The sequence below is a fragment of the Thioclava sp. DLFJ5-1 genome, from assembly GCF_002020115.1.
Taxonomy (GTDB): domain Bacteria; phylum Pseudomonadota; class Alphaproteobacteria; order Rhodobacterales; family Rhodobacteraceae; genus Thioclava; species Thioclava sediminum.
On record NZ_MPZU01000005.1, the window covers coordinates 243,849 to 256,248 of the forward strand.

The following is a 12,400-nucleotide window of genomic DNA, read 5'->3' on the forward strand; positions in this document are numbered from 1 at the left end:
CTTTCGTCCCTATGCCGCCAGATCGACCCCAGAGATATCTGCTCGTGCGGCGAGCTCCGCCACGAAGGCGCGCACTGCGCGTGTCCAGGCTGCCTTCTCCATCGCTTCGGCAATACGCGGACGCACGGTCTCGTATGGCAGTGGAGCGCCTTCGGCGACCGCATCGAGCCGGATCACATGCCAGCCGAAGCGACTGAGCACGGGCTCCGCGGTAAGCTCTCCTTCGCCAAGCGCACGCAGCGCTTTCTCGAACTCAGGAACGGTGTCGCCCGGGCCGAGCTGGCCGAGGAAGCCGCCCTCGCCGCGCGACGAGCAGTCGCTATTCTCCTTGGCTAGACGCGCAAAGCTTTTGGGTTTTTCGATCGCCTCTGTCGCCAAGGCGCGCGCGCGGGCCTCAGCTGTCTCGCGTTGCGCCTCGTTGCGCGGATCGCAGGCGATCAGTATATGCGCGGCTTCCCAAAGCGGCGGGGCGCGGAACCGCGTGGGATCACGGCTCCATTCGACTTGGATATCCTCCTCGGAGGGAGGCGTCACCTCGACGGCATCCTCGAGAAGCGCACGGATCAGAGCCTCGTCCTCGGTCTCGATCTGTCCCGGAGCGACCTCCTGAGGGTCGACGTCAATCGCACGTTGCTCCGCTTCTTGCAGAAGAAGCGCGCGAACCGCGAGCGCATTGGCCGCCTTGCGCCAGGCAATGCCGGGTTTGTCACTCGGGCTGTTATGATGCTGGGCTTCCGCAGCAATCGCCGCGGAAGGGATAGTCTGGCCATTCACGACCACATCGGGAAAGAGCGGTTTGGTCATTGCTCTCACTCCGCAGCCGAAGGTCGCTTCGCCGCAGCGATACGCCTCTTATTGATGTCGGCAGCACTGCGCTCAGGCAACTTGGAGCTCCGGCGAGACCGCACGATCTGATAACCGGGGCGCAGCAGCAAATAACGTAGCGGCGCGAAGATCCCCGAAGCTATGTGAACGAGGCGGGTGAAGGGGACCAACAGGAAAATGGTCAGTCCGAGCGCGATGTGCAGCTTGAACACAAGCGCCGCGCCCGCGACATAGTCCGCAGCACCCGGCTGGAACGTCCAGATCATCTGCGCCCATGTCATGAACTTGACCATCTCGTGACCGTCGGAGTGTTGCCAGCTCACCGGAACCGTCCCGAGACCGAGCAGAAGCTGAGCCAGCAGGAGCACGAGGATCGCGATATCGGCAAAGCTCGACGTCAACCGGATACGTTGGTCGGTCCAGCGGCGATAGAGCAGCATCCCGCCGCCGATCGTCGCCATCACGCCCGCGATCCCGCCTGCCACGATTGCGAGGATTTGTTTGGCGCCGTGGCTGACATGGAGCATGTCGAATACCCAGATCGGCGTCAGAAGGCCGACGACATGGCCCACGAAGATCACAAGAACCCCGACATGGAACAGGATCGACGCGATCGCGAAATGACGCTGTCGCAGCAACTGGCTCGACGAGGTTTTCCAAGTGAAGGGATCACGATCGTAACGCGCGATCGATCCCAGGAAGAGCACGGAAAGTGCGATGTAGGGGTAGATGCCAAAGAGAAACGTATTCATCTGAGCCTCCGTCATTCCGCCGCAGTTTTCGCGTGGCGCAGTTTGGGCGGATCCATCTGCGCGAGCATGTCGCGCACCTGCGGACAGCCTGCATTCGGGTCGGGACCGAAGGTAACCTCGGTTTCTTCCCAGATCTTGTCGATCTCCTCGAGATCGTCGGGGGACGGATCAGGTCGCGCGAGAATCTCGGCCACAGCCTCCTCGTCAGCCATCTCACCCGACATTTGCACGAGCGCCGTGAAGATCGCCGCATAGGCGCTCTCGCGCTTGCCCAACCGTTCCCCGACCGCAGCGAGGATATGGGCTGCATCCGCCAGCATATCGCGCGCTTCCTCGGGCGGACGAGCCGCAAGGAACTCGAGCAGCACGGGAAGATGGTCGGGCAGTTCGGTCGTTGCTGGCTCAAAACCTGCCGCACGATAGGTCTCGAGCAGGTCGACCATGGCACCGCCACGATCACGGCTTTCTCCATGGACATGTTCGAAGAGGTTGAGCGACAGGCTGCGCGAGCGGTCGAAGAGCATCACATAGTCCTCTTCGAGCGCGTAGATGTCACGGGCACCGAGTTCTTCGATCAGCGGGCGCAAGTCCCGCCGTGCCACCGCCGTGAGCCGCGTCTCGGAGGCGAGAACGCCCCCGATTTCCGGCATCGCTTGTTGCAGTTCCTGCGTCGGATAGCTCAGCAGGACCGAGAAGGCCTTGAGCGTGCGATCGTTGAGTTGATGGTCCATCACTGCACCTCCTGCGGCATCTTGAGCGGTCTTTTGGAGCCCCCGAAGAGCGAGCCCTTCGAGATCCCGGTCGAGCAGCCGTTGCAATCGGTGAACCCGGTGCCCGCGCGCAGGTCATAGGCATCCTCGACCTGTTCACGATGGGTCGTCGGGATCACGAAGCGGTCCTCGTAATCGGCGAGCGCCATGATCTTATACATATCCTCGATCACACGACCCGAGAGACCGACACGTGCGGCGATCCCTTCGTCGCGAACCCCGTCGACGGTCTTGGCCCGCATGTAGGAACGCATCGCAAGCATCCGCTCAAGCGCGGTAGCGATCGGCGCCTCGTCACCGGCTGTCAGCATGTTGGCGAGGTAGCGCAGCGGAATACGCAGGCTCTTCACGTCCGGCATCGCGCCATCCATGCCGATCGCGCCCGCCTCGGCGGCGTTCTGGATCGGTGAGAGCGGCGGAATATACCAGACCATCGGCAGCGTCCGGTATTCGGGATGCAGCGGGAAGGCGACCTTCCACTCCATCGCCATCTTCCAGATCGGGCTTTGCTGCGCCGACTTGATCCATTCCTCCGGAACGCCATCGGCTCGTGCGGCCTCGATTACGACCGGATCGTTGGGATCGAGGAACACGTCGAGCTGCGCGTCATAGAGCTGCTGCTCGGAGGGCGCATTCGCCGCTTGCTCGATCTTGTCGGCATCATAGAGCATGACGCCGAGATACCGAATCCGGCCCACGCAGGTTTCCGAACAAACGGTCGGGTTGCCGCTCTCGATCCGCGGGTAGCACAGGGTGCATTTCTCGGATTTTCCGGTCGACCAGTTGTAATAGACCTTCTTGTAGGGGCAGCCCGAGACGCACATCCGCCAGCCGCGGCATTTTTCCTGGTCGATCAGGACGATGCCGTCTTCCTCACGTTTGTAGATCGCACCCGAAGGACACGACGCTGCACAGGCCGGATTAAGGCAATGCTCGCACAGTCGCGGCAGATACATCATGAAGGTGTTCTCGTATTCCCCGTAGATCTCCTTCTGCACCCCCTCGAAGTTGTAGTCCTTCGAGCGTTTCGAGAATTCGCCGCCAAGGATTTCTTCCCAGTTCGGCCCCTTTTCGATTTTCTCGATCCGTTCGCCAGTGATCTTGGAGAGCGGGCGGGCGGTCGGAAAAGCCTTCATCTCGGGCGCGTTGGCGAGATGCTCATAGTCGAAATCGAACGGCTCATAATAATCGTCGATCGCAGGCAGGTCGGGGTTGGCGAAGATATTCGCCACGATCCGCCATTTCGAACCCTGCCGCGGGATCAGCTTACCGGAACGGGTGCGTTTCCAGCCACCGTTCCAGCGTTTCTGATTTTCCCAGTCGGTCGGGTAGCCGGTGCCGGGCTTAGTCTCGACGTTGTTGAACCAAGCGTATTCGACACCGTCGCGGCTGGTCCAGACGTTCTTGCAAGTCACGGAGCAGGTGTGACACCCGATACATTTGTCGAGGTTCAGCACCATGCCGATTTGTGCGCGGACTCTCATTCTGCTGCCTCCTGGGTAGCGGGCTCATCGAGCCAGTCGATCTTCTTCATCTTGCGGACCACGACGAATTCGTCGCGGTTCGCACCCACGGTGCCGTAGTAGTTGAACCCGTAGGAAAGCTGGGCGTAGCCACCGATCATATGCGTGGGCTTGAGCGTCGCGCGGGTCACCGAATTGTGGATGCCTCCACGCAGGCCGGTCTTCTGAGAGCCGGGCGTATTCACGATCTTCTCCTGGGCGTGATACATGAAGATCGTGCCTTCCTTCATCCGCTGAGAGACAACCGCCCGCGCGGTCAGCGCGCCGTTAACGTTGTAGGCTTCAACCCAGTCGTTATCTTCGATTCCCGCTTTCTTCGCGTCGGTCTCCGAAATCCAGACCACCGGCCCGCCGCGGTTCAGCGTGAGCATCAGCAGGTTGTCGGTATAGGTGGAGTGGATGCCCCACTTCTGGTGCGGAGTGATGAAGTTCAGCACAACATGCTTGTCGTCGCCGGCGAGCACATCTTGCGTCACAGTCTTCAGGTCGACCGGCGGACGATAGGACACGAAGCCCTCGCCGAAAGCGCGCATCCAGAGGTGGTCCTGATAGAGCTGCTGACGACCTGAAAGGGTGCGCCATGGGATCAGCTCATGCACGTTGGTGTAGCCGGCGTTGTAGCAGACTTCCTCGCTCTCGATACCCGACCAGGTCGGGGACGAGATGATCTTGCGCGGTTGCGCGGCGATATCACGGAAGCGGATCTTCGTGTGCTCCTGCCCTTCGGCAAGGTGCTTATGCCCGCGGCCGGTGGGCTTCTCGAGCGCCCCCCAAGCCTTGACCGCAACCTCGCCGTTGGTTTCGGGCGCGAGCATTAGGATCACCTCGGTTGCGTCGATGTCGGTATCGATTTTCGGACAACCTTTGGTGGGACCATCCTCCCATTCGCCATTGAGTTTGCGAAGCGCTTCGACCTCGTGCTTGGTATCCCAGCCAATGCCCTTGCCGCCATTGCCCAGCTTGTCCATCAGCGGACCGAGCGCCACATACCGATCGTAGATCGCACCGTAGTCGCGCTCGACAGTGACGTAGTTAGGCGCGGTTTTACCCGGGATCAGGTCGCATTCACCCTTCTTCCAATCGCGCACCTCGGGCTGAGCCAATTCGCCTGCCGTGTCGTGCAGGATCGGCGCCTGGACAATGTCGGTTTCCTGACCAAGAACCTCCGGCGAAACCTCTTGGAATTTCTTGGCGATCGCCTTGAAGATCTCCCAGTCGGACTTCGACTCGTAAGCTGGGTCTACAGCCGCTTGAAGCGGGTGAATGAACGGGTGCATGTCCGAGGTGTTGAGGTCGTTCTTCTCATACCACGAAGCGGTCGGCAGAACGACGTCGGAATAGACTGCGGTCGTCGACATACGGAAGTCGATGCAAACGAGCAGGTCGAGTTTGCCTTCCGGTGCCTCGTCATGCCAAACGGCCTCCTTCGGCTTCGCCCGACCTTCCTCGCCGAGATCCTTTCCGAGAATCCCGCTGTCGGTGCCGAGTAGGTGACGAATGAAATATTCGTGCCCCTTGCCCGACGAACCCAAGAGGTTCGAGCGCCACACATAGAGATTGCGCATCCAGTTTTCAGGAGCGTCAGGGTCCTCGCAGGACATCTGCAGCTCACCGGACTTCAGCTTTTCGGCCACGTAGTCTTTGGGATCCATGCCCGCTGCCTTGGCAGCCTTGGTGACCTCAAGCGGGTTCGTCTTGAGTTGCGGCGCCGAAGGCAACCACCCCATACGCTCGGCGCGTATGTTGTAGTCGATCAGCGAGATGTCCCAGTCACCCTTCGGCGCGGTCGGAGACAGGATCTCGTCCACCCCGAGCGTTTCGTAACGCCATTGGTCAGAATGGGCATAGAAGGCTGAGGTGCCGTTCATCTGACGCGGCGGGCGCCCCCAATCCAGAGCGAAGGCGAGCGGAAGCCAACCCGTTTGCGGGCGCAGTTTCTCCTGACCGACATAGTGGCTCCAACCACCACCTTCCTGACCGACGCAACCGCACATCACCAGCAGGTTGATGATGCCACGGTAGTTCATGTCCATATGATACCAGTGGTTCAGACCCGCCCCCAGGATCACCATGGATTTGCCGTGAGTCTTTTCGGCATTGCTGGCGAACTCGCGTGCGACCGCGATGATCTTGTCGGCGGAGACCCCGGTGATCTTCTCGGCCCATTTCGGCGTGTAGGGCAGGTCCTCATTGAAGTCATGGCTGACCCAGTCGCCCCCCAGACCACGATCGAGACCGTAATTCGCACAAAGGAGGTCAAACACGGTCGCGACCATGGCCTCGCGGCCATCAGCGAGCGTGACCTTTCTAACCGGCACGTTTCGGGTCAGGACGTCAGGGTGTTGGCACTTGACGAAATTCTCCGTAGCGGCGCCGCCGAAATAGGGGAAATCGACACCGACGACATCGTCATGGCACTCTTCCATAACCTGGCTAAGCCGAAGCTTCGCCTCTCCCGTGCTGGCGCGGTCCTCGAGGTTCCACTTGCCCTCTTCCCCCCAACGGAAACCGATGGACCCGTTCGGCACGACCATCGCCCCGGAGGCTTCATCATAGGCAACGGTCTTCCATTCGGGGTTGTTGCTCTCACCCAATCCGTCTGCGAGGTCCGAAGCCCGAAGCATCTTGCCGGGGATGTGGCGGCCATCCTCCTCATCGAGCAGCACGAGCATCGGCATGTCCGAATAGCGACGCGCATAATCCTCGAAATACTCGGCCTGACGGTCGAGATGATATTCGCGCAGGACCACATGCCCCATCGCCATCGCCAGCGCCGAGTCGGTGCCCTGCTTGGGATTGAGCCAGATGTCACCGAATTTCGAGGCTTCCGAGTAATCAGGGCAAATCACGGCGGATTTGGTGCCGCGGTAGCGGGCCTCGGTATAGAAATGAGCGTCCGGCGTGCGGGTTTGCGGCACGTTCGAGCCCCAAATCAGCAGATAGCCCGCATTATACCAATCCGCAGATTCCGGGACGTCGGTCTGCTCGCCCCAGGTCTGCGGCGAGGCAGGCGGAAGATCGCAATACCAGTCATAGAAGGACAGACAGGTGCCGCCCAGCAGAGACAGGTAACGCGCACCTGCAGCGTAGCTGACCATCGACATGGCCGGGATCGGCGAGAAGCCGAAGACGCGATCGGGCCCGTAGGTCTTTGCAGTATAGGCATTGGCGGTCGCAGCGATCTCGGTAGCTTCGTCCCAGCTCGCGCGCACAAAACCGCCCTTCCCGCGGGCCTTGGTGTATTCGGCGCGCAGCAGAGGATCGCTCTGGATGGCAGTCCATGCTTCGATTGGCGACTTGGTCTTGCGCATCTCGCGCCACATTTTCAGCAGCTTGCCACGCACCATCGGGTGCTTCATCCGCGCTGCGGAATAGAGATACCAGCTATAGGAGGCGCCGCGGGCACAGCCGCGCGGCTCGTGGTTGGGCAATCCGGGACGCGTGCGCGGGTAATCGGTCTGCTGGGTCTCCCATGTCACGATCCCCGACTTCACGTAAATCTTCCAGCTGCAAGACCCGGTGCAGTTCACACCATGGGTCGAGCGGACGATCTTGTCGTGACGCCAGCGGGACCGATAGGTCTCTTCCCATTTACGGTCCTCGCGGGTCACCTGCCCGTGGCCGTCGGAGAACTGCTCCAACTCCTTGGATTGCAGGAAATTAAGTCTGTCGAGCAAGTGGCTCATGTCGCGTCTCCTTGCGGAAATGGATTGGAAGCGCGCGCCGCGGGACGCCACGGCGCGCGCCGGTCGCGTCAGCAGGGAACGGAGGCGCCCTTGCGGCTGTAGAAGAACCACGTCACCACCACGCAGAGCGCGTAGAAGATCATGAAGCCCCACAGAGCTGCGTTGGGAGCGCCGGTCAGGCTGATCGACGTGCCGTAGAATTTCGGGATGAAGAAGGCACCATAGGCCGCGATCGCCGAGGTGAAGGCGATGATCGCCGAGCTCTCCAGCTCCGATTGCTTGAGCGTGGCGGCCGCGTCGAGATGCGGGTTCAGACGCGGCACTTCCTGACGCATGATCGAGGGGATCATCTGGAAGGTCGAGGCATTGCCCACGCCGGTCAGGAAGAACAGCGCCATGAAGCAGGCGAAGAAGCCCCAGAAGCTACCGGCGTCACCGGCCGAGGGCAGGAACTGCAGCACCCCCCAGACGGCGACGATCATGCCGACGAAGGTCCAGAAGGTCACGCGACCGCCACCGAACTTGTCGGAAATCCAACCCGTGCCGGCCCGGCTCAGCGCGCCCACGAGCGGCCCGAGGAAGGCGAACTGCAGCACGTCCACCTCAGGAAACTGCGTCTTCATGAGCAGCGGGAAGCCAGCGGAATAGCCGATGAAGCTTCCGAACGTGCCGGTGTAGAGGACGCACATCACCCAGTTGTGGAAGCGCGAGAAAATCACTGATTGCTGTTTGAACGAAGCGCTGGCCGATGCGATGTCATTCATCCCGAACCATGCGGCGATCGCCGAAAGGACGATGAAGGGCACCCAGACGAAACCAGCGTTCTGCAGGAAGAGCTCACCCCCTGCCGACAATTGCTGGGGCGCGCCGCCGAGGGAGCCGAAGACGCCCGTGGTGATCACGATCGGCACGAGGAACTGCATCACCGAGACGCCCGCGTTGCCGAGGCCTGCATTGAGAGCCAGCGCGTTCCCCTTGGTCTTCTTGGGGTAGAAATAAGCGATGTTGGCCATCGAGGAGGCGAAGTTTCCACCACCGAAGCCGCAGAGCAGCGCGAGCAGCAGGAAGATGGCGTAGGGGGTCTCGGGGTTCTGCACCGCAAAGCCGATACCGAGCGCGGGCAAAAGCAGCGTGGCGGTCGAGAAGGCCGTCCATTTGCGGCCGCCGAAGATCGGGATCATGAAGCTGTAGAAGATGCGCAGTGTCGCGCCCGACAGGCCCGGCAGTGCCGCCAGCCAGAACAGTTGTCCGGTAGAGTAGTCGAAGCCGATTGCGGGAAGCTTGGCGACCACGACGGACCACACCATCCAGACCGAGAAGGCGAGGAGAAGCGCGGGGATCGATATCCAGAGGTTGCGGGTGGCGATCGCATGCCCGCGGGTTTTCCAGAACTCCGGATCCTCGGGACGCCAGTCGGTCAGCACGTGGCCGCTTTGACCGGAGGTTGCTGTTGTGGTGGCCATTGGAGTGGCTCCTTCAGAAATGTGCGAGGGGGGCGGGCCACCCAGCGGGAAGCCCGTTGGGTATTCATCAAGGCATGGACTTCGCGAGCGGCTCATCGGGCACATCGGAAAGATACTTCTCTCCTTTGAGACCAGGATGCCGTGCATGTTCCATGCGGCGGATGGCGATGTGCATCCAGACCGTCGAGACGAGGACCAGCACGAAGAGCAACATGAAGGGAGCAGTCCAGACACCGCTTTGGTCGAGCAAGAAGCCGAAGCTGATGGGCAGGAAGAAACCACCCAGTCCCCCGATCATGCCGACGAGTCCGCCAACGGCCCCGACGTGATGCGGGTAATAAACCGGGATATGCTTGTAGACGGCAGCCTTTCCGAGGCTCATCACGAAGCCCAAGATCACGGTCATCACCATAAACATCGTCGCGTTGAGGCCGAAGGTGAACGAGATCGGGCCGTGGATGCCTTCAACTGTGTAGCTGGTCTCGGGGTAGCTCATGACGAACAGGAGCACGAGCGAGACAATGAAGGTCAAATACATGACGAAACGCGCGCCCCATTTGTCGGACATCCACCCACCAAGAGCGCGGAAAACGGAACCAGGCAGGGAGTAGAAGCCAGCAAAGACTCCGGCCGTCGTGAGCGGCAGCCCATAAGCCCCGACATAGTAGCGCGGCAAGAACGAGGCGAGCGCAACAAAACCGCCGAAGACGAAGAAGTAATAGGTAGCGAAACGCCAAACCTGGATATTCTTGAGCGGTGCGAGTTGGTCCCCTGCAGATACCGGTTTGGCGCCAGTCTTCTTGCGTTCCTGTTGCACCGGATCGGTCTTCGCAGTCAGGTAGAAGAACACTGCCGTTGCAGCGAGAACGACGGCATAGACCTTCGCAGTCCCTTCCCAGCCAAGCGCGACGACAAGGAAGGGAGCAGCGAAGTTCGTCACCGCAGCGCCGACGTTGCCCGCGCCGAAGATACCCAAGGCGGTGCCCTGACGTTCTTTCTCGAACCAGCGTGACGTGTATGCGACGCCGACAATGAAGGACCCCCCCGCCAGGCCAAGGCCAAGTGCTGCGATCAGGAAAACCTCGTAGGTGTGAACCGTTGCCAGCAGCCAGACAGCAACTGCCGTAATGAGCATCTGCAGCGGAAACATGATCCGGCCACCGAACTGCTCGGTCCAGACGCCAAGGAAGATACGGCTGATCGAACCCGTCAGAACCGGGGTGGCAACCAACAGTCCGAACTGCGTATCGGACAAGCCAAGCTCCTGCTTGATCCGGACGCCAATGATCGAAAAAATCGTCCAGACCGCGAAGCAGACGGTGAAGGCGAAAGTGCTGAGCCCCAATGCCCGGTATTGGTCCGAACGAGTGACTCCATCGAGTGTATGCATGTTCTCTCTCCGCAGTTGGGCCGACGTGAACCGCCGGTCTGGTTGCGGACAGATCAACAGGCAGGGAGACTGGAAAAGGTTGATCGAAATCAAACCGATTAGCTGGTAGGATCGAAATAAGTCACCGCTCGGCAAGGATCACGCCGACAGAAAACACCTATCAACCCGCTCGCCAATCGGTGACAATTGACCGCTTGATATTTATCAAGCATCACCGTCAGGCACGATTAGAGGTGAAGCATGGCCATCCGCTTGCGCGACGATGAATCTTCCGAGATTCGCGCGCTACGACTGTTTTCCGGGATCGACGACGAGAATTTTTCTGCGTTGATCCGAGGTGCCTATGTCCAAAACTTTCCGCCGCAAATCGAGTTGTTCACTGAGGGCGAGACTAGTGATTTCCTTCACGTCGTCATCAGTGGGTCGGTGGAATTGTTCGCAACATGGAATGGGCGCGAAACGACGATGGAGACGCTGCAGCCCGTCTCAACCTTCATCGTGGCGGCTACCGTCAAAGCAGCGCCCTACCTGATGTCTGCGCGCACGCTTGAAAAGTCGCGCATCATCTTGGTGCCATCAGAGGATGTTCGTGCAATCTTCGATGCCGACCAGACATTCGCACGCAACGTCGTAACAGAGCTCGCTCAGGGATATCGTGGGGTTGTGCGGAACACAAAGAACCTAAAGCTCCGAACTTCCCTTGAGCGCCTGGCCAACTACCTTGTTCATCGCCACACATGCGAGGATAAGGCAGATGTCTTTGATCTTGGGATCGAAAAACGGCGTCTGGCTTCTTACTTGGGCATGACACCAGAAAACCTGAGTCGAGCGATCCGTCAGCTGGAACCCTACGGCGTGCAAGTTGACGGAAGCTGCGTTACGATCACCGATGCAAAAGATCTTCGTGCTTTTGCCAAACCTTCTGAACTGATCGACGATCCCTGTTCCTGAAGGTCAGCGCCTTCCCTCGGCCTCGTCGATCACCCCCTTCACCCAGAGCGAGAAACCCCATGAGGCGGGCACGCCCAGCGGCAGCGAGAGCGCCAGCGCCACGAGCGGCGGGATTGCGGGCAGGCCGATCCATTGCCCCATCAGCCCCAACATGAAGAGGTTGATCGCGACCGCTGCCGCGGCGAAGGGATAGGGCAGCAGCATCAGCCGCGACAGGCGCGGTCCCTCAGTGGCTGGTGCCGTCATCGAAGGTGATCTTGTTCCAGACATTGTATTTCCCCGAGGGCTTGCGCATCGGCAGTCGCTTCGGCTTGTCGAGCTTGCAGGAATTTGAAGGGGGCCCAACCGACGGCCCCAAGAAGAAATTCGGAGATCTTTACGATCGACTGACCTTCGATCTGACGAATGAGGACTACGCTCCTTTCCGAAACCTGCTACGCGATCACATCCTCAAAACTTGGCCGCTCGGCCCTGGGGATGACCTGATGGGTGAGCCTGTTTTAACGCGCCACCTTCACTCGGTGCTCACCGCATCTCGGGAGTATGGCATCGACAGTCGACGGCTGCGAAAATTGCTCGTCTCCGCAGGGGTAGTGCGTCCGGTCGAGCAAGGTCGGTCAGATGCCTGGGAACTGTTCACCCCCGAAGACGCTGAACCGGTCCTAAGCCGTCTGGAGACGCTTGTCTCCGCAACAGATCTTCAAGATGCGCTCCTCATTTCGCGCACGCATTTTGAATCCTTGCGTAAGGACGGCTACTTCGCGCCGACATTGGAAGGTCCTGAGCACAAACCACTTTGGGACCTCCGTGAAGCTCGCAGTTTTATCGACGGTCTCCTGCAAGGAGCGGAGCCTGTCTATGTCCCGATGCACAGCTGGGCTTACCTGTCGGATGCAGCTATCCGCCTGACCACCAGGCGCAGAAACAGATCATCAGCTGCGCAGCGCACGAATGTCAGAATAGCGCGGGGAGCAGCCATTCGCTGCATTGTTCACGAATGTCTGCTTCGCACCTCCGGCATAATGGATCACCTTAGGTGA

At 60.2% G+C, this 12,400-nt stretch carries 10 protein-coding genes; 2 read left to right on the top strand and 8 right to left on the bottom strand.

Annotated elements, in window-relative coordinates; all coding sequences use genetic code 11:
- Positions 1-9: 9 nt before the first annotated feature.
- From BMI86_RS16130 to BMI86_RS16160, 7 genes are all read right to left on the bottom strand, one after another.
- Positions 10-804, bottom strand: a complete 795-nt coding sequence (locus BMI86_RS16130; protein WP_078542291.1) for a peptidylprolyl isomerase — start codon at positions 802-804, stop codon at positions 10-12.
- A 5-nt stretch (positions 805-809) separates the two neighbouring features.
- The gene (narI, locus tag BMI86_RS16135) at positions 810-1,577 is read right to left on the bottom strand and encodes a respiratory nitrate reductase subunit gamma (protein ID WP_078522424.1); all 768 of its coding nucleotides are present in this window, start codon (positions 1,575-1,577) and stop codon (positions 810-812) included.
- Positions 1,578-1,588: 11 nt separating this feature from the next.
- Positions 1,589-2,308 carry a nitrate reductase molybdenum cofactor assembly chaperone gene (gene narJ, locus BMI86_RS16140; protein WP_078522423.1) on the bottom strand — a complete coding sequence of 240 codons (720 nt, stop codon included), beginning with the start codon at positions 2,306-2,308 and terminating at the stop codon, positions 1,589-1,591.
- On the bottom strand, positions 2,308-3,831 hold the full coding sequence (gene narH, locus BMI86_RS16145; protein ID WP_078542292.1) for a nitrate reductase subunit beta: 1,524 nt from the start codon (positions 3,829-3,831) through the stop codon (positions 2,308-2,310). Before narH ends, narJ begins: the two co-directional genes overlap by 1 nt.
- Positions 3,828-7,556, bottom strand: a complete 3,729-nt coding sequence (locus BMI86_RS16150; protein ID WP_078522421.1) for a nitrate reductase subunit alpha — start codon at positions 7,554-7,556, stop codon at positions 3,828-3,830. Before BMI86_RS16150 ends, narH begins: the two co-directional genes overlap by 4 nt.
- Before the next feature lie 68 nt (positions 7,557-7,624).
- Positions 7,625-9,019 (bottom strand): NarK family nitrate/nitrite MFS transporter, encoded by a 1,395-nt coding sequence (locus BMI86_RS16155; protein WP_078522420.1) that lies wholly within the window; start codon positions 9,017-9,019, stop codon positions 7,625-7,627.
- Between the two features lie 67 nt (positions 9,020-9,086).
- On the bottom strand, positions 9,087-10,409 hold the full coding sequence (locus tag BMI86_RS16160) for a nitrate/nitrite transporter (protein ID WP_078522419.1): 1,323 nt from the start codon (positions 10,407-10,409) through the stop codon (positions 9,087-9,089).
- Between the two features lie 240 nt (positions 10,410-10,649).
- On the opposite strand from BMI86_RS16160, the gene BMI86_RS16165 reads away from it, so the two are divergent.
- Positions 10,650-11,360 carry a cyclic nucleotide-binding domain-containing protein gene (locus BMI86_RS16165; protein WP_093477004.1) on the top strand — a complete coding sequence of 237 codons (711 nt, stop codon included), beginning with the start codon at positions 10,650-10,652 and terminating at the stop codon, positions 11,358-11,360.
- Positions 11,361-11,363: 3 nt separating this feature from the next.
- Here BMI86_RS16165 and BMI86_RS16170 read toward each other — a convergent pair whose 3' ends face one another.
- Positions 11,364-11,606: a hypothetical protein gene (locus tag BMI86_RS16170; RefSeq protein ID WP_246831737.1), complete on the bottom strand. Its 243-nt coding sequence runs from the start codon at positions 11,604-11,606 to the stop codon at positions 11,364-11,366.
- An 11-nt stretch (positions 11,607-11,617) separates the two neighbouring features.
- On the opposite strand from BMI86_RS16170, the gene BMI86_RS21045 reads away from it, so the two are divergent.
- Positions 11,618-12,400, top strand: a complete 783-nt coding sequence (locus BMI86_RS21045; RefSeq protein WP_168173868.1) for a hypothetical protein — start codon at positions 11,618-11,620, stop codon at positions 12,398-12,400.

Bases quoted from the DNA above. Each gene is read 5' to 3' on its own strand.
- BMI86_RS16130 (WP_078542291.1), bottom strand. From the start codon at position 804: ATGACCAAACCGCTCTTTCCCGATGTGGTCGTGAATGGCCAGACTATC.
- narI (WP_078522424.1), bottom strand. From the start codon at position 1,577: ATGAATACGTTTCTCTTTGGCATCTACCCCTACATCGCACTTTCCGTG.
- narJ (WP_078522423.1), bottom strand. From the start codon at position 2,308: ATGGACCATCAACTCAACGATCGCACGCTCAAGGCCTTCTCGGTCCTG.
- narH (WP_078542292.1), bottom strand. From the start codon at position 3,831: ATGAGAGTCCGCGCACAAATCGGCATGGTGCTGAACCTCGACAAATGT.
- BMI86_RS16150 (WP_078522421.1), bottom strand. From the start codon at position 7,556: ATGAGCCACTTGCTCGACAGACTTAATTTCCTGCAATCCAAGGAGTTG.
- BMI86_RS16155 (WP_078522420.1), bottom strand. From the start codon at position 9,019: ATGGCCACCACAACAGCAACCTCCGGTCAAAGCGGCCACGTGCTGACC.
- BMI86_RS16160 (WP_078522419.1), bottom strand. From the start codon at position 10,409: ATGCATACACTCGATGGAGTCACTCGTTCGGACCAATACCGGGCATTG.
- BMI86_RS16165 (WP_093477004.1), top strand. From the start codon at position 10,650: ATGGCCATCCGCTTGCGCGACGATGAATCTTCCGAGATTCGCGCGCTA.
- BMI86_RS16170 (WP_246831737.1), bottom strand. From the start codon at position 11,606: ATGACGGCACCAGCCACTGAGGGACCGCGCCTGTCGCGGCTGATGCTG.